Genomic DNA, 470 nt, shown 5'->3' on the forward strand with positions numbered 1-470 from the left:
CAGCATAGCGACATGGTTACAACGACAAGGTGTAACAGAGCGAAATGCGTGGAAGCTGGCGATGTCAGATAAAGGGTGGTGGCACTTAGCCCTCTCGCCCCAGGTGAATCACGCAATGCCAATCAAATGGTTCGAGGAGAGGGGACTGTACTCATTGAGAGATGGGTATGAGTCACTAAAGATATATTCGGAACCGCCGTATGCGACCCACGCTTGTACGGTGGTGTGAGAGGATGGAGGCCGTGAGGCCTCCTCCTACTCGATTATCAATATGGTTATTTTTAAATACAGTTATTTTTCAAAATAGGGGACTTAGCATAGGCAAATGAGCGTGACCTTATGCTATTTACTTGGTAAGCATAGCCACTTATCCCCTTCCTACTAGAAGCTGCAACGGTGTTGGCTGCATTCGTTTACTGATCGCCAGCCCGGCCCAATCACATAGCGTATCTATGCGCATGGGGACTCAC

1 pseudogene is annotated in these 470 nt (G+C 48.7%); it reads left to right on the forward strand.

From position 1 onward, the window contains the following. Positions 1-229: pseudogene (locus CIK04_RS35990) on the forward strand (hypothetical protein); the annotation flags it as partial. Between the last annotated feature and the right edge of the window lie 241 nt (positions 230-470).

This window comes from Vibrio sp. 03_296 (assembly GCF_002265885.1).